The organism is Paenibacillus sp. J2L1-98 (assembly GCF_056269405.1).
In genome coordinates, this window is the sequence record NZ_JBWDNW010000060.1 from 1 (window position 1) to 1,354 (window position 1,354).

Genomic DNA, 1,354 nt, shown 5'->3' on the forward strand with positions numbered 1-1,354 from the left:
CAAGGTTATGAACTGATCTATTCTGTTTCTTGAAAAGAATGGCTTTGAAATTATGTTCCGATTATCTAAGATAACAACGGGTTATTTTAAGCAGCTTCATTAAGCTAACGGGTACGATAGTGGAGGAGCTTGCTAAGCAGAAGCTCCTCTTTTGTTTTATTGAAGTAACTGGCAGTATAGATGAATACTATCCAAAATAAGGAACAAGTATTATTGTAACTTTTAGGCAGGCATCAGCGTCATAGTATTAACGAAATAATATCTCATTATCTTATTGAGTGGAGCGTTGTTATGAAAAAGAAAGTTGTCCTTGCTCTTGCAGTTTTAGGAATTGTAGGTGTAGCAAGTGGTTTATTGTCTAACGCGGGCTTCGCAATGAAGGAGACGCAGACTAAGATTGTTCCAATACATCAAAAAGAAACCATTGGGAATCTTGCGTATGAAATTCAGATGGATAAAAACCAGTTTGGTTTGAATGATGAAATCGAAGTCTACGCAAAGGTGACGAACGTAGGAAAAGAAACGATTTCATATGTTTCCGGCAGTTCTAGCTGTCCTAACCACGTGGTTATTGATATCGTTAACCAAGAATCGAATACAAGGTTGGCGACAAAGCAAGGCGAGATATGCACGTCTGACCTCGTTACATCTAAATTGGCTCCTGGTCAAACCGTTGAGGATAAGTGGACTTTTATTTCGAAGCAATGGATTAAAAATGAGCTTGAGCCAGTGTTGGCTGGCACTTACGATGTGAAGGTTTCTTTGCCTCCGGAAGGAATCGAATTTACAGAAAATCAGCCAGAACCAAAAAATCAACGTGACAGTACCAAAACACAGATAACCATACTCGGAACCGATGCTAAGACCGCCAAATAAAAGGGCGGTTTGTTTTTCTTTTGGTCAAAAATTAACAATCAGGATTAAAGGGATATTTTTCGTAATTAATAATATTGAAAAAAGCATTCCTATTTGGTGACAAGAACATTAACCCATTCCCGACGGCAGATTCGGTGGGGTCATTACGCTAACGGGTACGATAGCTCAATAAACAAGAAGAGACGGTAGCCGGTGAATGAACTGCACCCCGTCAAGTAGACAGTACAAATAACAAAAATCAATTAAGCGGCCTTGGTCCTAAATTCCATCGGACTGAGGCCGTTTAGTTTTGCTTGTAATCGTTCATTATTGTAAAAGTGGATGTAGGCCTCAATGTCCTTCTTAAGCTCCTCAAAAGTATGGTACTTGTGCAAATAATATTTCTCACATTTCAAGGTCCCCCAGAAAGATTCCATTGGACCGTTATCGATGCACCGCCCAACACGGGACATGCTCTGGATCATTTTATTGTCATCCA

General features: G+C 39.7%; 2 protein-coding genes. One reads left to right on the forward strand and one right to left on the reverse strand.

Annotated features, from left to right (window positions below):
* Positions 1–291 precede the first annotated feature (291 nt).
* Positions 292–876: a hypothetical protein gene (locus AC0YNZ_RS31365; protein WP_475830273.1), complete on the forward strand. Its 585-nt coding sequence runs from the start codon at positions 292–294 to the stop codon at positions 874–876.
* Positions 877–1,118: 242 nt separating this feature from the next.
* On the opposite strand, the gene AC0YNZ_RS31370 is transcribed toward AC0YNZ_RS31365, so the two are convergent.
* Positions 1,119–1,354: transposase (locus tag AC0YNZ_RS31370; protein ID WP_475830274.1), on the reverse strand; the 236-nt coding region annotated here is incomplete at its 5' end.